Annotated in this window: 26 protein-coding genes; 22 read left to right on the top strand and 4 right to left on the bottom strand. The window is 48.4% G+C overall.

Annotated elements, in window-relative coordinates:
• Positions 1-46 precede the first annotated feature (46 nt).
• The 4 genes from ACKPBX_RS05770 (at position 47) to ACKPBX_RS05755 (ending at position 5804) form a co-directional block, all read left to right on the top strand.
• A complete protein-coding gene (locus ACKPBX_RS05770) occupies positions 47-1051 on the top strand; it encodes an AraC family transcriptional regulator (RefSeq protein ID WP_119092221.1) in 1005 nt (334 codons plus the stop codon).
• A 96-nt stretch (positions 1052-1147) separates the two neighbouring features.
• On the top strand, positions 1148-2524 hold the full coding sequence (locus ACKPBX_RS05765) for an MFS transporter (RefSeq protein WP_319996266.1): 1377 nt from the start codon (positions 1148-1150) through the stop codon (positions 2522-2524).
• A gap of 203 nt (positions 2525-2727) precedes the next feature.
• Entirely contained in the window at positions 2728-5592 is a 2865-nt protein-coding gene (locus ACKPBX_RS05760; RefSeq protein ID WP_319996265.1) for an alpha-L-rhamnosidase, read from the top strand.
• Between the two features lie 68 nt (positions 5593-5660).
• Positions 5661-5804 (top strand): hypothetical protein, encoded by a 144-nt coding sequence (locus ACKPBX_RS05755; protein ID WP_319996264.1) that lies wholly within the window; start codon positions 5661-5663, stop codon positions 5802-5804.
• A gap of 304 nt (positions 5805-6108) precedes the next feature.
• Here ACKPBX_RS05755 and ACKPBX_RS05750 read toward each other — a convergent pair whose 3' ends face one another.
• Complete coding sequence (locus ACKPBX_RS05750) at positions 6109-6522, bottom strand: cupin domain-containing protein (RefSeq protein ID WP_319996263.1); 414 nt, start codon at positions 6520-6522, stop codon at positions 6109-6111.
• 19 nt (positions 6523-6541) lie between these two features.
• The gene (locus ACKPBX_RS05745) at positions 6542-6859 is read right to left on the bottom strand and encodes a carboxymuconolactone decarboxylase family protein (RefSeq protein WP_319996262.1); all 318 of its coding nucleotides are present in this window, start codon (positions 6857-6859) and stop codon (positions 6542-6544) included.
• A gap of 217 nt (positions 6860-7076) precedes the next feature.
• On the opposite strand from ACKPBX_RS05745, the gene ACKPBX_RS05740 reads away from it, so the two are divergent.
• From ACKPBX_RS05740 to ACKPBX_RS05660, 17 genes are all read left to right on the top strand, one after another.
• Positions 7077-7883 (top strand): hypothetical protein, encoded by an 807-nt coding sequence (locus ACKPBX_RS05740; RefSeq protein ID WP_319996261.1) that lies wholly within the window; start codon positions 7077-7079, stop codon positions 7881-7883.
• 155 nt (positions 7884-8038) lie between these two features.
• On the top strand, positions 8039-8914 hold the full coding sequence (locus ACKPBX_RS05735) for a DUF1295 domain-containing protein (RefSeq protein ID WP_319996260.1): 876 nt from the start codon (positions 8039-8041) through the stop codon (positions 8912-8914).
• Positions 8915-8950: 36 nt separating this feature from the next.
• Positions 8951-9070, top strand: a complete 120-nt coding sequence (locus tag ACKPBX_RS05730; protein WP_319996259.1) for a MerR family DNA-binding transcriptional regulator — start codon at positions 8951-8953, stop codon at positions 9068-9070.
• A 54-nt stretch (positions 9071-9124) separates the two neighbouring features.
• Positions 9125-9364, top strand: a complete 240-nt coding sequence (locus ACKPBX_RS05725; protein WP_319996258.1) for a MerR family transcriptional regulator — start codon at positions 9125-9127, stop codon at positions 9362-9364.
• Positions 9365-9455: 91 nt separating this feature from the next.
• On the top strand, positions 9456-10313 hold the full coding sequence (locus ACKPBX_RS05720; RefSeq protein WP_319996412.1) for a DUF3737 family protein: 858 nt from the start codon (positions 9456-9458) through the stop codon (positions 10311-10313).
• Positions 10303-11478: a MalY/PatB family protein gene (locus tag ACKPBX_RS05715; protein WP_319996257.1), complete on the top strand. Its 1176-nt coding sequence runs from the start codon at positions 10303-10305 to the stop codon at positions 11476-11478. Before ACKPBX_RS05720 ends, ACKPBX_RS05715 begins: the two co-directional genes overlap by 11 nt.
• 149 nt (positions 11479-11627) lie before the next feature.
• On the top strand, positions 11628-12509 hold the full coding sequence (locus ACKPBX_RS05710) for a LysR family transcriptional regulator (RefSeq protein ID WP_319996256.1): 882 nt from the start codon (positions 11628-11630) through the stop codon (positions 12507-12509).
• Between the two features lie 109 nt (positions 12510-12618).
• The gene (locus tag ACKPBX_RS05705) at positions 12619-13422 is read left to right on the top strand and encodes an MBL fold metallo-hydrolase (protein WP_119092231.1); all 804 of its coding nucleotides are present in this window, start codon (positions 12619-12621) and stop codon (positions 13420-13422) included.
• Positions 13423-13440: 18 nt separating this feature from the next.
• Positions 13441-14010, top strand: a complete 570-nt coding sequence (locus ACKPBX_RS05700) for a histidine phosphatase family protein (RefSeq protein WP_319996255.1) — start codon at positions 13441-13443, stop codon at positions 14008-14010.
• Between the two features lie 41 nt (positions 14011-14051).
• A complete protein-coding gene (locus ACKPBX_RS05695; protein WP_319996254.1) occupies positions 14052-15032 on the top strand; it encodes an aldo/keto reductase in 981 nt (326 codons plus the stop codon).
• Between the two features lie 152 nt (positions 15033-15184).
• Positions 15185-15466, top strand: coding sequence for a DUF1232 domain-containing protein (locus ACKPBX_RS05690; protein ID WP_086942008.1), 282 nt, complete (start codon positions 15185-15187; stop codon positions 15464-15466).
• A gap of 160 nt (positions 15467-15626) precedes the next feature.
• A complete protein-coding gene (gene nfsA / locus ACKPBX_RS05685) occupies positions 15627-16376 on the top strand; it encodes an oxygen-insensitive NADPH nitroreductase (RefSeq protein WP_319996253.1) in 750 nt (249 codons plus the stop codon).
• Positions 16377-16870: 494 nt separating this feature from the next.
• Positions 16871-17002 (top strand): hypothetical protein, encoded by a 132-nt coding sequence (locus ACKPBX_RS05680; protein WP_255356057.1) that lies wholly within the window; start codon positions 16871-16873, stop codon positions 17000-17002.
• Positions 17003-17258: 256 nt separating this feature from the next.
• Positions 17259-18476 carry a chloride channel protein gene (locus tag ACKPBX_RS05675; RefSeq protein WP_319996252.1) on the top strand — a complete coding sequence of 406 codons (1218 nt, stop codon included), beginning with the start codon at positions 17259-17261 and terminating at the stop codon, positions 18474-18476.
• 140 nt (positions 18477-18616) lie between these two features.
• Positions 18617-18823, top strand: coding sequence for a hypothetical protein (locus tag ACKPBX_RS05670; RefSeq protein WP_319996251.1), 207 nt, complete (start codon positions 18617-18619; stop codon positions 18821-18823).
• 127 nt (positions 18824-18950) lie between these two features.
• Positions 18951-19322, top strand: coding sequence for a VOC family protein (locus ACKPBX_RS05665; RefSeq protein ID WP_319996250.1), 372 nt, complete (start codon positions 18951-18953; stop codon positions 19320-19322).
• A gap of 86 nt (positions 19323-19408) precedes the next feature.
• Entirely contained in the window at positions 19409-19804 is a 396-nt protein-coding gene (locus ACKPBX_RS05660) for a VOC family protein (RefSeq protein WP_319996249.1), read from the top strand.
• Positions 19805-20055: 251 nt separating this feature from the next.
• Here the strand turns inward: ACKPBX_RS05660 and ACKPBX_RS05655 are convergent, their stop codons facing one another.
• Complete coding sequence (locus ACKPBX_RS05655; RefSeq protein WP_319996248.1) at positions 20056-20592, bottom strand: ECF transporter S component; 537 nt, start codon at positions 20590-20592, stop codon at positions 20056-20058.
• 11 nt (positions 20593-20603) lie between these two features.
• The gene (locus tag ACKPBX_RS05650) at positions 20604-21755 is read right to left on the bottom strand and encodes a pyridoxal-phosphate-dependent aminotransferase family protein (protein WP_319996247.1); all 1152 of its coding nucleotides are present in this window, start codon (positions 21753-21755) and stop codon (positions 20604-20606) included.
• 304 nt (positions 21756-22059) lie between these two features.
• Between ACKPBX_RS05650 and ACKPBX_RS05645 the strand changes: the two genes are divergently transcribed.
• Entirely contained in the window at positions 22060-22773 is a 714-nt protein-coding gene (locus tag ACKPBX_RS05645) for a TraX family protein (RefSeq protein WP_319996246.1), read from the top strand.
• The last annotated feature ends 14 nt before the right edge of the window (positions 22774-22787 follow it).

The following is a 22787-nucleotide window of genomic DNA, read 5'->3' as shown; positions in this document are numbered from 1 at the left end:
TTCTGTATAATGGTGGAGGAGACAATGAGAGAGGGTGAGCCGCAAAATGTTTGAACTGGACCGTATTTTAAAGGAAGAAACCAAAGTTGAAAAAGAGCAACGGAAATCCGGGTTTAATGTGACGGATCCGGACATTCTCGATGAATTAATTTTGAGTGGGAATAAGTTCCGCTTGAATGGCAATTTCCTACTGAGTGAGGAAATGTTCTTCAAAAAAGGGGACGTCCATATCCGTAAGCACAACCGCTATTCGGATATGCCCTTGCACCACCATCAGTTTTTGGAATTGAACTATATGTATTCCGGTTCCTGCACCCAAGAAGTGAGCGGTGAAAAAATTGTCCTCAATGAAGGTGACATCATCATGCTGGACCGGGGCAGTTCGCATTCCTTCCAGGCGTTGGGCGAAAACGACATCCTCATCAATGTTCTGTTGAAAGTGGAGACGATCAATACCAAAATACTTCAGCAACTCGTGCGCAAACGCGGAGTATTGACTGAATTTCTGGTATTGGCAAGCCAACGCATCCACGAAGAAGACCAGTTTTTGGTATTCCGGACGGGAGAAAATGCAAAAGTACAAACTTTCATGCATTACATCCTGGAGGAATATTACGGCGAAGTTGAACCGAATATCGAAGTAATCCACCTCTATCTTCCATTGCTGTTTATGGAACTGGCGCGCACGTTCGAAGAAGAGACGAAAGAGAAGCAACGCCACCAGAATCAGGTCGTCACGGAAGCGTTGGCGATCATCGAAAAAGATTACCGCATGCTTTCTTTGGAAATGCTGGCGCAACAATTGGGATTCAACAAAAATTATCTGGGGAATCTGATCAAAAAAGAGACGGGTGACACTTTCAAGCAATTGCTGCAGCGCCAACGCATGCTGCACGCGCGCCATCTTCTGGTCTTTTCAAATTATTCGATGGAGGAAATATCCGAGGAAATCGGTTACTTGGACACGAGCTATTTCTTCCGCTCATTTAAAAAAATGCATGGCAAGACGCCGGGGCAGATCCGCGAGGAAGCGTGGCAGAGGGACCTGTAGTTTGACCACTTTGTTCTGTTTGCACGACATTGTAAGCCTTTGCCGAAAGCGGTTTAATAAGAGAGTAAACAAAACAGAACAAAGGAGAGAATAATTATGGCAACTGAAACAAGAATTTTGGATCAAACAGACGAAAACAAGCTGCCGATTAGCGAGAAGTTGACGTTCGGCTTCGGGAATCTGGCGGCCAACCTGATGCTGACAACGGCCAGTTCCTTCATCACTTATTACTATACCGATGTGGTCGGGTTGAGCGCAGTCATCGTCGGCAACATCCTCTTGTGGGCACGACTTTTTGATGGCGCTTCCGACTTGGCAATGGGTGCGATCGTCGACAAGACCCGTTCGAAACACGGAAAGGCCAGACCTTGGATTTTATGGATGGCGATCCCTTATGCATTGGCAATGATACTCTTATTCACTTCTCCGGATTTCCTGGGATCGACTGGCAAAGCCGTCTATGCTTTCGTGACTTATGTGATTGCTTTGGCTGGTGTATACACAGCGACGATGGTTCCCTATAACGCAATGATCGGTACTACGACATCGAACCCAGTCGATCGCGGCAACCTATCGACATCACGCACCTTAGCTGGATTCGTGGGGGCGATGGGAGTGACTGCAGCGGTTTTGCCGATCGTAAACTTCTTCGGTGGCGATAAACAGGCTTGGACATGGATGGCCGCTCTATTCGGGGGTATCTCGACAGTGCTGTTGCTGATTCTGTTCAAAAATTCTAAGGAACGCGTCATCGAGTCTGCTGTTGCTGTCGAAAAGGTTCCTTTGAAAAAGAATCTTAAGGCGCTGTTGCAGAATAAATACTGGGTCATCATGATTCTATATATGCTAATCAGTTTAATCAGCTCTGGTTTGGGTGGCATCAACATTTTTTATGCCCAATGGATTTTGGGAGATCCTGCAAAAGTGGCAGTAATCGGTATTCTTTCTTTTATGCCGATTGCGGTAGGTGCAGTGTTTATGCCTGTTCTGTTGAGCAAATTCAGCAAAAAAACGATCACCTTGATCGGAGGCATCGTAATGATGATAGGTCTGCTGATCATCGCGGTGTTCCCGGAAAACTTTACGATGATTATGGTCGGTTTGATCATCCGCGGACTCGGTATCGCGCCGGGAGCTGTCGCAGGCTTCGCTATGTTGGGTGACGTTGCAGATTACGGTGAATGGAAAACGGGCATCCGCAGCGAAGGTTTGATTTTCTCGGCAGGAACTTTTGCCGAAAAAGTCGGCTCCGGAGTGGGCGGGCTGATTCTGGGTGTCGTTTTAGGACTTGGCGGCTATGTGTCGCAAGGGGCAAGGCAATCAACAGAAGCTTTATTCGCGATCAAGGCAATCTTCGCCTATCTGCCACTCGCTTTCACAGCAATCTGCATTTTGTTGATTCTGTTCTATGACTTGGACAAAAAACTTCCTGAAATTGCGGAAGACTTGAAAGCGAAACGAGTGAACGGATAATGTTACAGGCTGGGACAAAAACCCAGCCTGAAATTATATATCCGAATATTATTTGCGCAAACGTGCGGCAAAAGGCAGGCCCTGGTTCCACTTCACGAAAAATGCTCAGATGGTCTGCGACAATCTTGCGCTTATTCGCTCCAGTGGTCCGGGCCTAAATGCCTTTTGTCCCACTCTCATTTTTTAAGACAGGAGCACACACAATGAATATATATAATCTGAAAACCAATTACCTAATGAATCCTATCGGCTTTTTGATGGACACGGTGGCTTTATCGTGGATAATCGAGGCGCCGTTTGAGGAGGAATTGCAGGGAATCCGTGTCCTCATCGCACTGGATGAGAACTTTGAAGAGGTCATCCATGACAGCAGGATGCAAGCCGATTTGGATTCGCTGTGCTATCAGCCGGAAATCAAGCTGCAGCCGCGCACGCGCTACTTCTGGAAAGTGATTGCGAAGAATGTTAGTGGAGACGAGTCTTCTTCCGAAATCCACTACTTCGAGACGGCGAAGGAAGAGGAACTGTGGACCGGAAAATGGATCGAACCTGCCCGACAATTGCAAAGGATGCCGCTTGCGCGCAAACTGTTCCGCCTGCCTGCAAAACCTATCCGTAAGGCACGCGTTTATGCGACAGGACTGGGTATTTATGAACTGTATCTGAACGGAGAAAAAATCGGTGACGAATATTTGGCTCCCGGCTTCCATTCTTATGATTTTTGGCAGCAATACCAGACGTACGATGTCACAGAAGCCCTTCAAGCAGGTGGAAATGCGATCGGCTTCATGCTGGGGGACGGCTGGTTCAAAGGCCGCTTCGGATTCGACGGTGGATATGAAGATCTGTACGGGGATCAGTTCCGCCTGATCGCGGAATGCATCGTTACTTATGAGGACGGAACGGAAGAAATCATCGCCAGCGATGATACGTGGGAAGTCGCTGAGGGGCCGCTCGTCTCCAGTAGCATATACGACGGGGAAGTGTATGACGCGAACCTGGAAATCGACGGTTGGAACAAATACAGCGAATCAGAATCAGCTGTTTGCTGGGAACGGATGCAACTGAGCGATACGGATACCGAAGAACTTCAGGCACGGTTGAGTGTTCCGGTTAAAATCGTGGATGCCTTCGTGCCAGAACTGATTATTACCCCTGCAGGAGAGCAAGTATTGGACTTCAAACAGAACATGACCGGATGGATCACGTTCTCCGCGGATGTGCCGGATGGAACCGTCATCACCTATGAAGTCGGCGAAGTGCTGCAGGAAGACAACTTCTACCGCGATAATCTACGCACGGCGGAAGCGAAATTCACCTACATCAGCAATGGTAAAGCGGCCGAAGTGCGTCCGTACTTTACATTTTACGGCTTCCGCTACGCCAAAATAACCGGTGTCGATCTCCTGGAACAGGATCTAGGCTTCAAAGGATACGTGCTCCAGAGCGAACTGGAAGAGACGAGCGGCATGATCACAGCCAATCCGGATGTGAACCAATTGCTGAAGAATGCGCTTTGGGGGCAAAAAGGTAATTTCCTGGATGTGCCGACGGATTGTCCTCAAAGGGATGAGCGCATGGGCTGGACTGGTGATGCGCAGATTTTTGCCCGCACAGCGAGCTATAATATGTACACTCCGGCTTTCTACAAAAAATTCATGCACGATCTCCGTTTGGAGCAAAAAGCGCTCAATGGATCCGTTCCATTTGTTGTTCCACAGATCAAGCCGGAAGGAGATGCCGGATTCGTTACCGGATCCGGCGCAGCCGCCTGGTCGGATGCGGCGACAGTCATTCCCTGGGTGCTTTACGAACAATACGGCGATCGTTCGTTGCTGAAGGAACACTATCCGACCATGAAAGATTGGGTGGACTATATCGTTCGCGAAGATACGAAATCCGGAGACAAACGCCTCTGGACAAGCGGGTTCCAGTTCGGCGATTGGTTGGCGTTGGACGGGGATAATCCGCACTCACCGATGGGCGGCACCGACACTGCTCTGGTTGCATCCGTGTACTACTATCATTCGGCTTCCTTGCTGGCACGAGCCGCGGAGGTTTTGGGCAATACGCATGATGCGTTGGCGTACACCCAATTGGCCTTGGAAGTGAAACAAGCCATCCAAAATGAATACCTGACTACTACGGGACGCTTGGCGGTAACGACCCAGACAGCCTACATCCTCTTCCACTATTTCGATCTTTGCCCAGAACCATTCAAAGAGCGGATGACGAAAGACTTCTATGACAAAGTCATTTCCAGCGGCGTCCACCTTCAGACCGGGTTCGTCGGGACACCGTATTTTGCGGAAGCTTTGAGTAAGAACGGCATGAACGAACTGGCGTATGGTTTATTGCTGAATGAGGACTATCCGAGCTGGTTGTTTGCGGTGAAAATGGGTGCGACCACCATTTGGGAACGCTGGAATTCAATTTTGCCGGACGGGAAAATCTCCGGGACGGACATGAACTCCTTGAACCACTATGCTTATGGCTCGATCGTGGAGTGGCTGTACCGTTGCGTGCTGGGCATCCAGGCGGACAGCAACCAGCCAGGATACAAACACTTCTTCTTGGCACCGCAACCGAGTGCGCAGTTGGGCAAAGCGGAAGGGTACTATCAATCGGTGTCCGGACGCATCGAAAGCGCGTGGGAAATTTTAGCGGACGGACAATTGGATTTCGCTTTCCGCGTGCCTTTCGGGACGATCGCAACCATCACCCTGCCGGATCTGACGCTTGAAGAAGCACAGAAAACAGAGTGGCTGCAGTCTGCGGTCGCTTTAGAGGATAGCGCAAAAGTCACAGTCAAAGCAGGTGAATACCGCGTCACGTACATGCCGACACGGAACTATTGCCCTGAAGTCACAACCGAGATGTCCTACCGGGAACTATTGGAATATACACCAGCCCGAAAAGTAATCTTCGAACAATTGCCTATGATGCGCAACAATGATGTGGCCTTGCAGTATCTGGATAAGCCGATGGAAAACTTCAAGGACCTGCCGATTGTTTCCAATTTTGTCAGCGAACAAGTCCTGGAGCAGATGAATGCATCGTTTACCTGATGGAGATAATGACTTAAGAATGAGGCGGCATCCGTCGCGAAAACTGCGACCTGTTCTATATTCAATATGTGGACGGTGAAGTCACAACCGAAATCGTCGACAAAGACTGCGGGCCTTCCAATATCATGGTGGTGAACGAAGCAGATCGTGACATTATCGTTGCCGCGAACCACACCGGTAATGAAGCGGCGGTCTATATAGTGGAAGATTGATGCGACGGTGAATGGTAATCTGACGTGAGTTCAGGTCACCTGATCTTTCTCCTCCGATGAACGGAGGCTTCGTCGGAGTTCGGCCAACATTATTAGTTTTGATCTCCGGGGAGGCGAACTTCGCAGGCGTTGCAGTCGGATCTGAAGCGTGTCCTCCGGCAGGCAGCTGCCTCGCCGGAGTTGGAGGCCCGACAAGAGCGCGTTTCTCAGACTAACGGTCACGGCTATTTTTTTCACTAATACCATACAATCAAAAAAAGAATGTCCGGCCTTGAAACTCAAGGTAGGACATTCTTTTTTGCAATTATTGGTGAAGTCCCTCATAAAACTCATCAGCAACGGGTTCCAACCATTCCGGTATTCCTGCGGTGATGGCGATGTGTTCGAACCAGCTGTCCTTGGCGGCACCGTGCCAGTGCTTCACACCGTCATGGGTCACGATGACATCCCCTGGCTTTAGTGATTGGGCAGGCTTGCCGTCTTCTTGATACCAACCCTCTCCGCCGGTGACCAACAGAATTTGGTAACCGTCGTGATGGATATGCCAGTTATTGCGGCAACCGGGTTCAAAGGTCACATTGCCGACGCCGACAGCCACTTCGGGATCAGCCACCAGTGCATTAAAATAACTTTGGCCGATAAAATACTGCGCGTAAGCTGTGTTTTCATCTCCAATCGGGAAAATGACGCCTTTTTTTACTTCTTCGTTTTTTGCCATATTTTTTTCCTCCTGAAAATTAATCTGTGTAAATTTCTTTGGCGATGTTGAAAGCGGACCATGCTTTCGGCCAACCGACATAGAACGCGAGCTGCGTGATGATTTCCACAAGTTCCTCTTTGGTCACGCCATTTCCCTTGGCTTTGTTCAAGTGAAACGGAAGCTGTTCAAAGTTTCCGCCTGTAATCAACGCTGTGATGGTGACGATAGAACGATCGCGCGATGCGAATTCCTTTTCCCGTGACCAGACTTGCCCGAACAGAACATCGTCATTCAATTCAGCAAATTTTGGTGCAAAATCACCCAATAAATCTCTTCCTGCCGTTACTTTTGCCATAAAATCATCTCCTTAGGAATGTTAGTTTCAGCATACTCCTTAGAGTGCACTTTAAGTCAAGCGCGAGCTCAGGATTCTTTTCTTTTCTCAAAATATTCTGCTGTTGTATCTTTGGAAAAAGCAGATGGGAGCAGATGGAATTTGGCAGAGTGCTCAGCGTATTAGATGATTGGTTATCCAAAAGTAGGATATAATGTAGATATTGAGGAGTGGATATATGTTTACATTGGGAAGAAGTATGGATTTTAGTTATAAGACAAATCAAATGATAGTACTAGCATCAGTAGTAGTGGCTGCTATAGGATGGTGGTTGACCGGAAATGCTTTATCGGGGGTTTATATAGGCTTTAGCGTATTTTTAACGTGGGCACTCGTCAGAGAACTGGATCCAAACCATGAGTATGCGGCATTTTTGGCTGCTGCCTTTTCGCTTGTAAATTTATTTTATTATCAAAATACTCAGCTTTTGGTCGTTGTTTGGATTCTGTTGCTGATGAGAATCTTAAATGGAATTACCGGAAAAGCGCTGACAACGTTTGATATATTTTCAGTCTTGGGACTTACTGCCTACCTATCATTCGATAACGGAAATAGCATCTATTTGCTGATATTTGTTTTAGCTATGGGATTTAGCCTGAAAACGGGAGAAAAAATGAGAGCAGCAGGGATAGCTAGTGTGATCAGTGCAGGGCTTGTTGCAGTAGATTGGTTTTTTATGAACAAGTTATCCCTCGGGAGCTTAGCTTATTCAAATGCTGTAACGCTACTTGTAGTTTCTGTAGTTGGTCTATCGCTTATATTATTTTGGTTTTTGTCAAAAGCTGAAACCAAAGATGATAAAGGCAACAGCGTAAACAGATCCAAACTGTCAGCAAGCCAAGTTTTGTATAGTGCGGCGTTTCTGTTGCTGTTTTTCTTTGGGGGTGTATCGTTGAATAATTTAGTTATCTACTTGTCGGCTGCATCAGGTGCACTCCTGTATTTTATCGGAAATAAGATTCTGAGAAAAATGCGTACAAATTAATAAAATAGAAATTCGGACTTCATTTAAGACCTTCGATTCGATTGCTTGTCATATATTAGTGTATAATGAGATTATTATAGCTTAGTGATGGAACGAGCTGAATTTTTTTGTTTTTTTAGATGGTAGGATGCATAAAAATTTGAAAGAGGTGGCCTATGGATAAGAAAAGAATTGTCATTTATACGCTATTATTTATAGCAACATTAGCGATAGCGACACAAGGATTCACGAATACTGGTTTGGACGGACTGCTTGTCCCGTTACTTTTTACCTTTGCCTATTTTACGATCATCTTTATTATCGCAACAATCATTAAAAACAATTCCATTGTCGATATTGGTTGGGGGATGGGATTTGTTGTAGGGAGCTGGCTTACACTGCTTGTGACTGAAAATCCCACCGTTTTATCGTATGCCATTGTTGGATTTATTACGGTGTGGGGACTTAGATTATCTTTGCGCTTATTGAAAAGAAATTACGGGAAGCCTGAAGATTTCAGGTACGCACAGTGGCGGAAAGAGTGGGGCGATAAAGTAGTCATCACCGCCTTTTTCAGAGTGTTTGTGGTTCAGGGTATCATCAACTTTATCGTTGGATCTGCCAGCTATGTGGTCATCAAATACAACGAATTCAGTTTTGATTCAGCTCACCGCTATTTTGTTTATGCCGCACTTTTCATTGCGTTGGTAGGATTGTTCTTTGAAGTAGTCGGGGATGAGCAATTAAGACAACACATCAACAAAAAAACACGCACACTTCTGCAAACCGGCTTATGGTCAATCACACGTCATCCAAACTATCTCGGTGAAATCCTGATTTGGATCGGATTGTATGCAAGTGGTATTACGCTGTTCTTCACGGATTCCATCAACCCTTATTATTATCTGTTATTAATCATCTCGCCTATTTTAATGAGTACGGTATTAATCAAAATATCAACGCCATTACTGGAGAAAAATATGGAGAAATATGATGGATGGGAAGAATACACCAAAAGAGTCCCAATGATTTTCCCTTTCACTAAAAAATAGTGCTATAGTATCCGTAATAAATGGATGTGGGATTGCATGTCCTATTCAATCGGAGAGTTTTCGAAAATGATCGGTCTACCTGTGTCGACGCTGCGCTACTATGAAAATGAAGGGCTGTTGAAACCGGATCGCGATGAGAATAACCTGCGCGTCTAAACCGATTAGGATTTGAAATGGGTAACTTTTCTTCTGCATCTGAAAGGCACAGGCATGTCGATGGCGGAACTGAAGCAGTACACCATTTGGCGTGCCGAAGGGGATGCGACGATGCTGGAACGGATGGAACTATTGGAGAAGCGGCGCCGCTTGTTGGAAAAAGATATCCAAGCATTGATGCACAATCTTGAAGTAATCGAAAATAAAATCGATTTCTACGAGGAGCGCCTTCAAGGGAAAAAAGAGGACTTCAGCTCCCAGCCGGAAGCAGAAAAAGAAAAAAGTACGAAATAAACCCGCCAATTGGTGGGTTTATTTTTATCCCTTGACTTAATGTCAAGGTTAAGGTGTACGCTCTGTATGTATCAGAGAGGGGTAATGAATGATGGAACATCTTAATCAACAGCTATTCACCGGGGAAAGGGCTCTATTCAAAGGAAAAGACCTGCAGATCAGCCATTCTGTCTTTGCGGACGGGGAGTCCCCTTTGAAGGAAAGCAGCAACATCGGACTCGACAACACAATCTTCCGCTGGAAATATCCATTGTGGTATGCGCGGAACATCCAGGCAAACAACATCACTTTAGTGGAAACTGCGCGTTCCGGGATTTGGTATACGCAGGGCATCACCATCACCAACAGCATGATCCAAGCGCCCAAGATATTCAGACGAGCTGCCGATATCAAGTTGGAACGAGTGGAAATGCCAAATGCCCAAGAAACGTTATGGAACTGCAATGATATTACCTTGAAACAAGTAAACGCTGTGGGCGATTATTTTGCGATGAACAGCGAAAATATCCGTATTGAGCATTTTACGCTATCGGGGAATTATGCCTTTGACGGTGCCAAAAATATCGAGATTTCGCATGCCAAGTTGCTTTCAAAAGATGCTTTCTGGAATTGCGAGAATGTGGTCGTCAGGGATTCGACGATCATCGGTGAATATTTGGGATGGAATTCAAAGAACATCACCTTCATCGACTGCATCATCGAGAGCAACCAGGGCATGTGCTACATGGAAAACGTGAAGATGGAGAATTGCCTGCTCATCAACACGGATCTGGCGTTCGAATATTCGACGGTCGACGTTCAAGCGAACGGCCGCATCGACAGTGTCAAGAATCCGATCAGCGGCACGATAACCGCTCCAGCAATCGGCGAACTGATTCTGGATGATCCGGAAATCGCCGCCGAAAACACCAAATACCAGCTTGCGGAGGAACCGGAATATGCCATTTGACTTTGATCGGATCATCGACAGACGGAACACCAACTCTTATAAGTGGGATGTCAAAGCGGATGAGTTGCCGATGTGGGTGGCGGACATGGACTTCGGAACGGCGCCTGCTGTTGTTGACGCCATCGAAAAGCGTCTGCGGCAAGGCGCTTTCGGCTATAATACCGTCCCTGACAGTTTCCGGGAGAGCATCATCCGTTGGTGGCAGAGGCGGCACCGGTTCGCGATGGAAAAAGAATGGATTCTCTATTGCACAGGCGTCGTTCCTGCCATCTCCTCAATCGTCAGGAAAATGACGGGAATAGGTGATGACATCGTTGTCCTTGCGCCTGTCTACAACATCTTTTACAATTCCATCCTGAACAACGGTCGGAAAGTATTGGCAAGCGAATTGCGCTATGAAGACGAAAGCTATGCCATCGATTATGCGGATCTGGAGGAAAAACTGTCCCGCGAAACGACTTCGCTGTTCATTTTCTGCAACCCGCATAATCCGGTCGGCAAAGTCTGGGATCGGCCGACGTTGGAACGGATCGCCGAACTGTGCATCAAGCATGATGTGCTGGTCGTGAGCGACGAAATCCATTGCGACCTGACGCACATCGGCCACGCGTATATCCCTCTTGCCTCCATTTCCGAGGAAATTGCTGACCGGACAATCACTTGCATCGCGCCGACAAAAGCTTTCAACATCGCCGGACTGCAGACAGCGGCGATCGTCATCCCGAATCCTGAAATCAGAAAACAAGTGGACAGAGGGATCAACACGGATGAAGTGGCGGAACCGAATACTTTCGCGATCCAAGCGGCTGAAGCGGCTTTCGACGAAGGGGAAGAATGGCTGGAGGAGCTGTGGGAATACTTGGAGCAGAACAGGCAATTTTTGATCGCTTCTTTGAAGGAACTTGTTCCTGAAATCCAGGTGGTCGAGGCTGAAGCTACTTATCTGGCCTGGATCGATTGCGCGGCGATTACAGAAGATACGAAACAACTGTGCGCCTACATCCGAGCGAATACCGGACTGTACCTGTCCGAGGGAAATATCTTCGGCGGCAACGGTTCGCGTTTTGTCCGCTGGAATTATGCCTGCCCGAAGGCACTCCTGGAGGACGGCATCAAACGTTTCGCCGAAGGAATCGCGTCGTACAAAATGGAATATCCGCTATAAGGGGAAACGCTGCAAGGCCGCACTATTGATGCGGAAATGCAGCGTTTTTCTGTTTTGGGCTCCCGCTTGTCGGATGGGGATACTTGTGTCATCATGGAAGTGTAAACGCCTTCGATGGCGAAATAATCAGCAAACGGAGCACAGTAATTATGGAATTAAGGGTCATGCATTATTTTTTGACGATTGTTTATGAGGAAAACATCACCAGCGCAGCCGAAAAACTGCACATCACGCAACCGACATTGTCCAGGCAAATGATGCAGTTGGAGGAAGAACTGGGCGTCCAGTTGTTCAGACGCGGAAAAAGGAAAATCGCTTTGACGAGCGAGGGGTTGCTCCTGAAGCGAAGGGCGGAAGAAATTATTGATTTGACCAATCAGACCGAGAAAGAGCTGAAGCAGCAGAAGCCGCTCATGAACGGCGAAATTGCGATCGGCGCTGGCGAAACGCAATTCATGCGGATGTTGGCTGAACATATCAAGCGATTCAGTCTGGATTATCCGCAGGTCACCTACAAGTTTCATAGTGCGGATGCCAACGAAATCAAGGACCGGGCCAATAAAGGACTGCTTGATATCTGTTTGTTGACGGAACCGGTGGACGTCGAAAAGTTCGATTTCCTCCGGATTCCGCAAAAAGAAAGATGGGGCGTCCTTATGAGAAAAGACAGTCCCTTGGCGCAAAAAACGGAAATCAATCCGGATGACCTCCTGCCTTATCCGATTTTGGTAGCGGGCAGGTCGATTGTCCGCAATGAGTTGGCGAACTGGTTCGGTGATGCGTACGATCGAATGAACATCATCGGCAGCTACAATCTGATCTACAATGCAGCCATCATGGTGGAGGCAGATCTGGGATATGCGCTTTGTCTTGAAAAGCTTATTCCGGAAAGCGAGGACAGTCCGCTCTGCTTTAAACTGCTGGATCCAGTTTTGGAAACGGGCGTTGTGATTGCTTGGAAAAAATACCAGACTTTCCCCCCTGTCGTCGCGAAGTTCATCGAAGAATTGAAACATGCTTTGCAGGCATGATTCATGATACGAAACAACTATTGGCGTTGGCGCTCAAACAGCGTTAAGATAAGCACTATAAGATAGTCTGCAGTTGTCCGGATGAACCGGAACAGAAGGAGGAAATAAAATGGCAACACACAAACAAGCCGTTCCACCACCTACCGTATTCTTTGGAGAAGAAGCCTTTCAACCGATCGACCACACGGAAGTCCGCTGGCTGGGCAGCGGCGGGATGTTCGTGAACACCCGCGGCACCTGCATCATGATGGATCCGATGCTGAAGGACTTTGATATGCCGCTTCTGATCGACATGCCGATTGCGCCTGAGGAAGTACCACATCTGGATGCTGTGCTGATTACGCACTGCGACAATGACCATTACAGTGTGCCGTCGCTGCACGCGATGGAGCATGTCTCCAAGGCATTCCACGGGCCGCATTATGTGGCCGAACTGATGCAGGCGGAAGGGTTTCCGGCAAACGGGCATGACATCGGCGACAGCTTCGAAGTCGGTCCGGCCAAAATAACGCTGACGCCAGCGGACCATGCCTGGCAGAATGAAAAAGCCAAATACAACTACCGGGTATTCCGGTTGGAGGATTACTGCGGCTTTTGGATCGAGACACCGGATGGGATCATCTGGGCACCGGGAGATTCCCGGTTGATGAAGGAGCACCTGGAAATGCCGCAGCCGGATGCGATCCTCTTTGACTTTTCCGACAACGAGTGGCATATCGGATTGGAAGGGGCCATCCAAATGGCGAACACCTATCCAGAAGCGCATCTGATTCTTTGCCATTGGGGAACGGTTGATGCGCCGGATCTGAATGTGTTCAACGCTGATCCGCAATCCTTGTACGAGCGGGTGGTTAATCCGGAAAGGATACATGCTTATGCTCCAGGGCAGCCATTCAGTCTGAAAAAATCCTAAATGATGGGAGATTTGCGGATGAAACGATTATATTTGGTCCGTCACGGTGAAACCTTGTTCAATATCCAAGGAAAGATTCAGGGCTGGAGCGACTCGCCTTTGACGCAACGGGGCATCAAACAGGCTCAGGCCGTGCGGGATTATTTCGAATCGGAACGCATCAGCTTCGATCATGCCTACAGTTCCACATCGGAAAGGGCGAGCGATACGCTGGAACTGATCACCGGCATGCCCTATGCACGTCTGAAAGGCTTGAAAGAGGTCAATTACGGCTTCTTTGAAGGGGAGCGGGAGATGCTCAAACCGAAGGAGCCGCAGGAAATCGTGTCTTTCTTTGTGCCGTTCGGCGGGGAAAATACGAATGATGTAGCGGAACGGGTGGCGAAGACGTTGACGGAAGTGATGGAGCTGGAAGATCATACGAACGTTTTGGCGGTTTCGCACAGTGGGGCCTGCTACAACTTTTTGAAGCTTTGGCAAGACCCGGCGGAGGAGTTGGCGAAAGGTTTCCCGAACGGGAGCATCTTCGTTTACGGATACAAAGAGAAGGTATTCCAATTGGAGGAAGTCGTCAGGCCGGGTTTATAGCGCAATAAGACTGTACGTTTAAGAGGAACGGAGGAAAAAAGATGGAGTATGTAAAATTCGGCAACACAGGGATGGATGTATCACGGATCTGTTTGGGCTGCATGAGCTTCGGGGATCCGGATACGTGGCTGCATAAATGGGCGCTGAAGGAGGAAGAAAGCAGACCAATCATCAAGCGCGCCTTAGAGTTGGGCATCAATTTCTTTGATACAGCGAACGTCTATTCATTGGGGAAAAGCGAAGAAATCCTGGGACGTGCCATCAAAGACTTTGCGAAGCGTGACGAGGTGGTCGTCGCGACGAAGGTCCACGGCCAGATGCATGAGGGCCCAAACGGTTCCGGGCTGTCCCGAAAGTCCATCCTGAGCGAAATCGACAACAGCCTGAAACGCCTGGATATGGATTATGTGGACCTCTACATCATCCACCGTTGGGACTACAACACGCCGATCGAGGAAACGATGGAAGCTCTGCACGATGTGGTGAAATCCGGGAAGGCCCGTTATATCGGAGCTTCCGCGATGTATGCCTGGCAGTTCCAAAAAGCTTTGCACGTAGCGGAAAAGAACGGCTGGACGCGTTTCGTGTCGATGCAAAACCATCTGAACCTGCTTTACCGCGAAGAGGAGCGGGAAATGCTGCCGCTTTGCCGGGAAGAAAAAATCGCCGTGACCCCTTATAGTCCAATGGCTTCAGGCCGATTGACGCGCGACTGGTCGGAGACGTCCAAGCGGATGGAAACGGACAATGTGGCGCGTTCGAAGTACGATGCCACTGCCGATAAGGACCGGATCATCGTCGAACGGTTGGCGCAAGTAGCCGCTGACCGGGGCGTTTCGCGAGTCGAAATCGCCTTGGCTTGGCTCCTGCAGAAGGAACCGGTCGTAGCTCCCATCATCGGGGCGACCAAGCTGGAGCATCTGGAAAAACCGGTGGATGCTGTGTCGGTCAAGCTGACCGATGCCGAAGTCGCGTTCTTGGAAGAGCCCTATGTTCCGCATTTGATTGTCGGGCATAGCTGAGGCATTCCGGCAGGCTGAAAAATCATTCTTGAGACTGATTTATTTACTTAAGATAAGCAGTATACTTTGTTCACGATAACCAGACAGAGCCAGCTCACAAAGCTGGGTGCTAAGAATGGTTGTCCAAATCAATTCGCAAAGGAAAATGCATAATGAAAGTAAAAAAGAAAATCAGTCTGACACCGTTCAGTAAAGTCAAGTCACTTATACTCTCCCTGTTCGATTCCAAAGTCGACGGCAAGAAAAAATGGCTGGTGTTGGGGATCATTCTTTACATCATCAGTCCGATCGACATTATCCCGGATTTTGTGCCGATGGCTGGTTACGCGGACGATGTGCTGTTGCCGATCCTGTTTTTGGTCGCTGAAAAATTATTGAGCGACGGAGCGATTGAAGAGAACGAACGTCCAATCAAAGAAGCAAAAAAAATATAATGCCTGTATTTTCTGGCCCCGTTCCTCGCCTAAATGGCAAAGGAGCGGGGCTTTTTCGCGGTTTGTACCTTGAGCACCCGGTTGGACGTGGCTGCTGCATTCCTTTAGAATGATTTTATGGATTCAATATAAGTTATTCTGAAGGCGAGGAAAAAAATAGATGAATGAAATGATCGAGCGCATCCTGGCGCACCGCACGGTAAGGGATTTTGAAGAACGACCTTTGAACCCGGAACAGATAGAAACGATTGTCCGCAGCGCCCAAGCGGCTTCGACTTCGAGTTTTGTGCAGGCCTATTCCATCATCGGAGTCACGGATCCTGACAAAAAACGTGAATTGGCGAAAATCGCGCGTAACCAGCATTTCGTTGCCGAGAACGGCCATTTCTTCGTATTTTGCGCCGACTTGCATCGCCACGATGTGATCGGAAAGATGGAAGGGAAGGATGTTGCAGCCTCGCTTGAGAGCACCGAGAAATTCATGGTAAGCGTGGTTGATGCATCCCTGGCTGCCCAGAATGCTGCTTTGGCGGCTGAAGCGATGGGGCTCGGGATCTGTTACGTAGGGGGATTACGGAATGACCTCGAAAAAGTCAGCGAACTCCTGAAGATTCCCGATAAAGTGATTCCGCTCTTCGGAATAGCGGTTGGTTATCCATCCAGCGTCAACGACCAGAAGCCGCGCCTGCCTTTCGAACATGTTTATCATGAAAATGAGTATCAACAAAACAATGCAGTCTACAAAGCCCAACTGAAGCAGTACAACGAAGAGATCCAAGAGTACTATCGGGCGCGGACCGAAGGCGAACGCTGCGACACTTGGACCGGCCAGATGGCAGAGATGCTCTCTCATCCGCAACGCATGTACATGCATGATTTCGTCGAAAAGCAAGGGATGAACAAGCACTGACTGTTTTGAGCTTTGCAGGAGTTAATTCCGCATTTTGAAACACTCAACTGGAATTTAGTTTTTCAAATAACATAGATCCATAGATTATCAGAAATAAATAATTTTCCTTGCATCGAACGGATATTCGTGTTATAGTTACCTTTCAACGTCCAAGAACATATGCAACTGATATGTATGGAACCATGGCTTTTCTCTATTCTGCAGCGGATGCTGCAGGCAAACGGAACCAAAAATAAGCGAAGTTAAATTTATTATGTAGCGCCACCTTATGGGGCCTCACAACATGAATTTCCAAGATTTAGATTTGATAGTGAAAAAGCCGCGATTCCTGTACAGGAATACCTTTTTCTTTCTTATGATAATAAGTAGAGACGGAAAGGTACTCGATTGAGTGCCTTTTTGATTTCTCTAAATACAGAAAAAAAGGATATATGAGGAGGTTGAAAGATAGTAGCGTACGCATATGGTTACGCTAAAGAAGGAGCAAGAAATATATGAAGAACATCGTCTATACGAATTCGCAGAACGTGACTATTGAAATATCATGGGAAGCGTATTACAAAGAGATCGACATGCGTAAACAAGAGCGTTTGAAGAAAAAACAAGCGCAAACAAGCGGCAAATAAGGTCTAAACAGCCCCTATGAACGGAGAGCTGCAAATTAAAAAGCTTGGAATCCCTGACTCACATTTGATGAGTCATCGGCTTCCGGGCTTTTTTGCTTGTTTCCGTTTCAAGGAGGAATTGGGTTCTGTATCAAAATGTTGCGTTCGGTTCAGACAATAACTTTCAGATATTCCTATCGATTTCGTGGTATCATCATTGGAAGATGCCTTACTAGAGGCGCGGTGAAAAATATCAGATAGAAGAAGGATAACAACAATGGATCAAAAGAAATCAGCGGTTTATCAAGAAATATTGTTTTACGGGATTGCGGCAATCCTGATGGGCATACTCGTGGGGGCTTTGGATGCTTTGTTTGGCGAAGTCCTCATTCTGATTACGCAGTTCCGCGGGCAGCACATCGCATTATTGTTGCCGTTCCTCGCAGTCGCCGGCTTGGCGATCGTCTATATCTACCAAAAATTCGGTAAAAACAGCAGCAAGGGAATGGGTTTAATCTTCTCTGCGGGGAACAGGCAGGATGAAGAGATACCGAAACGACTGATTCCGCTAGTCATCGGCGGCACTTGGCTGACCCACCTATTCGGCGGCAGTGCCGGCCGGGAGGGGGTAGCCGTGCAGATCGGAGCGACCGTCGGCTATACTTTCGGCAAGAAGCTACCTTTCCAAGATTCGAAAAAAATCCTGTTGGTTGCCGGGATGGCTGCCGGTTTCGCGGGCTTGTTCCAGACACCGATGGCGGCTACCTTTTTCGCCTTGGAGGTGCTGATGGTCGGCAGGATCGAATACCGCGCGCTTTTCCCCGCAGCGCTGAGCGCCTTTGTGGCTTCCTATACCTCGCATTTCCTCGGATTGGAAAAATTTTCGGTGGACTTGAATGTGGCGGTCCCGGTTGATTTGCTTTTCGCGGGAAAGGTTGTCCTCTTGGGCATCGTCTTCGGAGCTGTCGGCGGCTTGTTCGCCAAACTGCTGAAGAACACGAAAGTCTGGATGGCGCAAAAGATAGCTGATCCATACAGAAGAATTTTTGTGGTGGGCGTGCTGCTGACCATCGCGATGTTTGCGTTGCATATGGGACGCTACTCGGGCTTGGGCACCAATCTCATCAGCGCCAGTTTCGATGAGGGCACGATCTACGGTTATGACTGGGTGCTGAAGCTGGTGCTGACGATCGTGACTCTGGCGGCGGGATTCCAAGGCGGGGAAGTCACGCCGTTGTTCTCAATCGGCGCAAGTTTGGGCTATTGGCTGGCGCCAGTGTTCGGCTTGCCACCGGAATTTGTAGCTGCCTTGGGATACGCAAGTGTTTTCGCATCCGCGACGAACACCTTCATCGCACCCGTCTTCATTGGCGTCGAGGTCTTCGGCTATGACACCTTGCCGTATTTCTTTGCAATCGTGTCGGTCGCCTACGTGTTCAACAGCGGGTATTCCATCTATGCGCAGGAAAAAGCCAAGAGCGATTATTTGCAATAGTTTTTCTCAGTAAATAAGGATAATATATACTTTCGAAGCGGGCTGTCTCTAAACTGAGGCAGCCTATTTTTGTTTGTATTGGCTACGAATGGGTTTGCCGGTATGGTAATCCAGGCATCCGGCGACTGCGGAGGGCAAAATTGCCGAATGCTACAAAAACATTCGACAAATTGACCCCAACGAAGAGCAGAATTGCCGAATGTTCAAAAACATTCGACAAATTGAATCTGGCGAAAGGCAAAATTGCCGAATACAGGTACTATATTCGGCAATCCGGGTATCCGGTCGGCGCAATCGACTACAATCAAATGAGGTTACTCGATTCCCACGCACAACTTCGATCCTGAAAAATTCAGATGATCCGCTAAAATTAGCTTTTCGCATACGACGAAATTATAATGGTTTATGAAGGAACATTCTTAAGTATCATCCGGATCAGAAGCGACAAAATTCCAAATAGAACGGAGAATAAGCATGGGCATCGGAGCATTTTCCCTCAGTCTGACGGTCAAGGACATACATGCATCAAAGGCATTTTACGAAAAATTGGGCTTCAGCACATTCGGCGGGGACATCGATCAGAACTGGCTGATCATGAAGAACGAGGACTGCATCATCGGGCTATTCCAGGGCATGTTCGAGAAAAACATGCTGACGTTCAATCCCGGTTGGAACAGCAATGCGGAAGAAGTGAATCCGTTCAAGGATGTCCGCCAGTTACAGGAAGAATTGCGGGAAAAAGGCATCGCTTTTGTTTCGGAAGCCGATCCGGAATCAGAAGGGCCGGCCAGTTTCATCATTGAGGATCCCGACGGCAATCCGATCCTCGTCGATCAGCACAGATAACTTTCCTTTTGCTGGAATTCCGTTTCCAATTGCATATTACATGAGCCATCCGCAGCAACTGTTTTGCGAAAAATAGGAGATCAATCATGGGAAGAATCATTCATTTTGAAATCCATGTGGACGATATGGAACGGGCTAAGCTTTTCTACGGAGATGTTTTCGGGTGGACATTCGAAGATTGGACCGCTTTTACGGGTACACCCTATTTCGGGGCGATCACAGGGGACACGAGCGAACCGGGCATCAACGGCGCTTTGATGCAACGCCAAAGTGCTCCGCCTGAGGTAAATCAAGGGTTGAACGCTTTTGTGTGCACGATGGGGACCGAAGATTACGATGCGACCGAAGCGCTGATCCTGGAGCATGGCGGCAAAGTCGCGATGCCCAAGAATGCGTTGACCGGGATGGCTTGGCAGGGGTATTATTTCGATACGGAAGGGAATCTGTTCGGGATCCATCAACCGGACCTGAATGCAAAATAGCAGCCTCGGAACAGGTTGAGGATTATCAAATAGCATAATAAAAACGGAAGGCTGCCTCTTTATGGACAGTCTTTTCGTGTTGCAGGCACAGGGATATCAAATGATGTTGGATATCCCCGAAGAATCGTACAAGCAGAGCATGTCTTGGTTGCTGGATGTCCGATAATGCGGAAGAATCGGACATCCAGAGGACTATTACAAAAAAGGAAGGCTCTGTCTCATCCCGAGACAGAGCCTTCCTTTTCAATTCATTATCTTCCAGCGATATTCATCTTTTTCAAAATTGCCGACAGCGGCAAGGAAATGGCAATTCCGACCGCGTTCTGGACGAGGTTTCCGGGAATCGAAGCGAACGGTGTGATGGCATTGCCGTAAAGGATCCATTCGCACAGATAATAACCGACCAGCATGATGGGAACCGAAAGCAGCGTGGCCAAAAGGTTCATCGCAAAGCTGTCCCCTTGGCGGCCTTTCGACCAGGCCAATTTACCGACCAGATAGCCTTGCAAGCCGCGGGTAACCAACGTGAAGGGGGCCCACAGAACCCAGCCAGCCATGAGATCGAAGATGGCCATGCCGACCGCTCCGGCGATGGCACCTTTTTTCGGCCCGAACAGGATGGAAGCGAGGAAGAGCATCGCAGTGCCGAGGTGGATCAAGCCACCATTTGCCCCGATCGGCAATTTGATGTTCAGGAAGACTGTAGCGACGAATACGAGCGCAATCAGGATCGCCGTCAGAACTAAATCATAAGTGCGTGTGTTTGAATAACCTTGTGCTTTTTGCATAGTGAAACCTCCTAATTGTTTTCTTTATAGCTTCCGATGAATAGCTGGGCCAAGTCGCCTTTTCCGACGAAGCCCAAATCGCGGAGACCGTTGTCTACGATGGCCAAAACATAAACCAATTTGTCGATGAAGGCATTTTCGCCCATATGGCCGATGCGCAGGATCACATCTGCATATTGTGCCAATGAAGTTGCGACCAACAAATCGTAGTTTTCGCTGAGGTGCTCCTGCAGGCGCAAAGCACCAATCTCTTCCGGTATCCGGATGGCGGTGACGGTATTGGAACGGTCGGAATCCAGGAACAGGGCCAAGCCGTACGCTTGGGCGGCTTCGCGCACTGCGGTAGCAATCCTATCATGGCGTGCGTAGACCGCCTCGATGCCTTCCTCCAGGATGTTGTCCAAAGCGGCATCGAGCGCTGCGACATCGCCCGCAGAAGTCGTGTAAGGCAAGTATTCTTTTTCCGCGTAGCCTTTGAAGACCTGCAGATTAGCATAGAAGGAAGCGATAGGCGTTTTGCGATTGTCCATCGCTTTTTGGGCGTCTGCGCTGACCGAGACGATGGCCAGTCCGACCGGCGCCGAAATGGCTTTTTGTGTTCCGCCGCAGCAAATGTCGATCCGGTTTGCGTCGACGTTTATCGGCTCACCGACCATGCCGGCGACGGAATCTACCACCGTCAGAATGCCATATTCCTTCAGTAAAGGACATAACTCAGCCACGTTGTTCAGTACCGATGTCGGTGTGTCGCAATGGACCAGGGTGGCATATTTGAAGTCGGAATCCTTTTCCAGATAGGCGCGTACCGCTTCGGTAGGGATGCCGCTGTGGTGGTCGAAACTCAGGACGACCGGCACGCCGCCATAGATGCTGACGAAATCCTTGAAGCCTTCGCCATAGATGCCGTTGTCCAGTACGAGCACGCGATCGCCGGGTTCTGTCAGACTCGCACAAGCTGCCTCAAGAGCCAGTATCCCTTCGCCGGCAAGCAACAGGACTTCATTTGTGGTACCCATGACTTGCCCCGTTTTTTGGCTGACCTCACGGTAATAGCGGACGAATGTTTTGTCAAAGTCGCTGTTGTTGGTTCTTTTTGCGCGGGCCAAACGCACATTTTCGCGTACCTCGGTCGGACCCGGGGCGTAATTCGGTTTGTATCTCATCAGGAAGTCCTCCTTGTCATTTCGTATATTGCTGATAAGTTTAGCAAATGAAAAGGGCTATGAAACCGTCCAATCCGACATAAAATGAGGGATCCAATTTGGTCCGGAATGGCTTCTTGCATGCATTTTGCTAATGTGAACGCATCCAATTTCGGATTACGTAAGTTTTCCCGCAAATATCTTCCTTTTTTTCGGGGATTGGCGGACTCCCGGAAGCATATACTGTGGGAAAGGACAGGCACACAGGCCTGTCGATCAGCTTAAAGTAAACGCTGCGAAACCAAGTACAGTGAGGAGCACTCCGATGCAAGGCATTAGCGAGATTCAAAAAGACCTATCATCCTATACATTGAAGAACCTTGCCATATTCGCAATGTTTTTCGATCATATCTTTGCGGTATTTGTGCCGCAGGACAGCCTCGAAGGTGTGGCGCTGCGGATAGCGGGGCGGATTGCCGCCCCGATCATGTGCTATATGATTGCGGAAGGCTATCATTACACATCCAATCTGAAAAAATATATCGTGAGGTTAGTGATGTTTGCCGCCGTTTCGCATTTTCCGTATGTCTGGTATTTCGGCCTCCCGTGGTGGCAGGCAACGAGCGTCATCTGGGGATTGGCGTTGGGATTGGTGGCATTGGCGGCGGCCAAACGAGAGGACTGGTCGCTTCTGTTAAAAGCAACAATCGTTTTGGCCTGCGGTCTGCTGGCGGTACCGGCTGATTGGAATTATGTAGCGGTCTTGTGGATTCTGTTTTTCGGATTGTTCAGGGGACAAACCGAAAAACAGCTGCTGAGCTTTGCGGTCATAGGGATTCTGTTCCACATCATCCCTTCGATCAGTGAAATCGGTTGGACGCAATCCTACCAAATCGGCATTTTTCTGGCTGTGCCGCTGCTGTTGTTCTACAAAGGCCGTCAAGGGAAGAAATCCAATGTGATGAAATGGGGCTTCTATGCTTTCTATCCGTTCCATCTATTGCTGTTGGAACTAGTAAAAATGATCGTATCCGCGTAATGGAGGTCTGAATA

It is taken from the genome of Trichococcus shcherbakoviae (genome assembly GCF_963666195.1).
GTDB lineage: Bacteria > Bacillota > Bacilli > Lactobacillales > Aerococcaceae > Trichococcus > Trichococcus shcherbakoviae.
This window is presented reverse-complemented; position numbering and strand designations above follow the sequence as displayed.

Coding starts and splice junctions, on each gene's coding strand:
- ACKPBX_RS05770 (WP_119092221.1), top strand. CDS start 47: ATGTTTGAACTGGACCGTATTTTAAAGGAAGAAACCAAAGTTGAAAAA.
- ACKPBX_RS05765 (WP_319996266.1), top strand. CDS start 1,148: ATGGCAACTGAAACAAGAATTTTGGATCAAACAGACGAAAACAAGCTG.
- ACKPBX_RS05760 (WP_319996265.1), top strand. CDS start 2,728: ATGAATATATATAATCTGAAAACCAATTACCTAATGAATCCTATCGGC.
- ACKPBX_RS05750 (WP_319996263.1), bottom strand. CDS start 6,522: ATGGCAAAAAACGAAGAAGTAAAAAAAGGCGTCATTTTCCCGATTGGA.
- ACKPBX_RS05745 (WP_319996262.1), bottom strand. CDS start 6,859: ATGGCAAAAGTAACGGCAGGAAGAGATTTATTGGGTGATTTTGCACCA.
- ACKPBX_RS05740 (WP_319996261.1), top strand. CDS start 7,077: ATGTTTACATTGGGAAGAAGTATGGATTTTAGTTATAAGACAAATCAA.
- ACKPBX_RS05735 (WP_319996260.1), top strand. CDS start 8,039: ATGGATAAGAAAAGAATTGTCATTTATACGCTATTATTTATAGCAACA.
- ACKPBX_RS05730 (WP_319996259.1), top strand. CDS start 8,951: ATGTCCTATTCAATCGGAGAGTTTTCGAAAATGATCGGTCTACCTGTG.
- ACKPBX_RS05725 (WP_319996258.1), top strand. CDS start 9,125: ATGTCGATGGCGGAACTGAAGCAGTACACCATTTGGCGTGCCGAAGGG.
- ACKPBX_RS05720 (WP_319996412.1), top strand. CDS start 9,456: ATGGAACATCTTAATCAACAGCTATTCACCGGGGAAAGGGCTCTATTC.
- ACKPBX_RS05715 (WP_319996257.1), top strand. CDS start 10,303: ATGCCATTTGACTTTGATCGGATCATCGACAGACGGAACACCAACTCT.
- ACKPBX_RS05710 (WP_319996256.1), top strand. CDS start 11,628: ATGGAATTAAGGGTCATGCATTATTTTTTGACGATTGTTTATGAGGAA.
- ACKPBX_RS05705 (WP_119092231.1), top strand. CDS start 12,619: ATGGCAACACACAAACAAGCCGTTCCACCACCTACCGTATTCTTTGGA.
- ACKPBX_RS05700 (WP_319996255.1), top strand. CDS start 13,441: ATGAAACGATTATATTTGGTCCGTCACGGTGAAACCTTGTTCAATATC.
- ACKPBX_RS05695 (WP_319996254.1), top strand. CDS start 14,052: ATGGAGTATGTAAAATTCGGCAACACAGGGATGGATGTATCACGGATC.
- ACKPBX_RS05690 (WP_086942008.1), top strand. CDS start 15,185: ATGAAAGTAAAAAAGAAAATCAGTCTGACACCGTTCAGTAAAGTCAAG.
- nfsA (WP_319996253.1), top strand. CDS start 15,627: ATGAATGAAATGATCGAGCGCATCCTGGCGCACCGCACGGTAAGGGAT.
- ACKPBX_RS05680 (WP_255356057.1), top strand. CDS start 16,871: ATGAAGAACATCGTCTATACGAATTCGCAGAACGTGACTATTGAAATA.
- ACKPBX_RS05675 (WP_319996252.1), top strand. CDS start 17,259: ATGGATCAAAAGAAATCAGCGGTTTATCAAGAAATATTGTTTTACGGG.
- ACKPBX_RS05665 (WP_319996250.1), top strand. CDS start 18,951: ATGGGCATCGGAGCATTTTCCCTCAGTCTGACGGTCAAGGACATACAT.
- ACKPBX_RS05660 (WP_319996249.1), top strand. CDS start 19,409: ATGGGAAGAATCATTCATTTTGAAATCCATGTGGACGATATGGAACGG.
- ACKPBX_RS05655 (WP_319996248.1), bottom strand. CDS start 20,592: ATGCAAAAAGCACAAGGTTATTCAAACACACGCACTTATGATTTAGTT.
- ACKPBX_RS05650 (WP_319996247.1), bottom strand. CDS start 21,755: ATGAGATACAAACCGAATTACGCCCCGGGTCCGACCGAGGTACGCGAA.
- ACKPBX_RS05645 (WP_319996246.1), top strand. CDS start 22,060: ATGCAAGGCATTAGCGAGATTCAAAAAGACCTATCATCCTATACATTG.